This window comes from Duganella aquatilis, assembly GCF_009674565.1.
Lineage (GTDB): Bacteria > Pseudomonadota > Gammaproteobacteria > Burkholderiales > Burkholderiaceae_D > Rugamonas > Rugamonas aquatilis.
In genome coordinates this window covers 1-291 of record NZ_WKJL01000077.1, presented here as the reverse complement: position 1 = coordinate 291, position 291 = coordinate 1, and the positions used below count along the sequence as shown (strand labels likewise).

The 291-nt window shown below is 49.1% G+C and carries 2 rRNA genes; both read right to left on the bottom strand.

Going from position 1 to position 291, the window contains the following annotated elements:
* Positions 1-67 (bottom strand): 5S ribosomal RNA (rrf, locus tag GJ698_RS30325); the annotation flags it as partial.
* Between the two features lie 115 nt (positions 68-182).
* Positions 183-291 (bottom strand): 23S ribosomal RNA (locus tag GJ698_RS30320); the annotation flags it as partial.

Here is a 291-nt window from a genome sequence, read left to right as displayed (position 1 = left end):
CGTAGAGTCGTTTCACGGTCCTGTTCGGGATGGGAAGGGGTGGGACCGACTTACTATGGTCATCAAGCTTTGACTTGTATGCTCTGCAGCCACCAATCGGGCTGCACAGCGAATCTGGGAGAAGTAAAGTTTTGTGGGTAGCACTCACCATCATAGTAAATGCACATAACCGTCAAGGTTATAGGGACAAGCCGTACGGGCAATTAGTATCAGTTAGCTTAATGCATTACTGCACTTCCACACCTGACCTATCAACGTCCTGGTCTCGAACGACCCTTCAAAGAGCTCAAG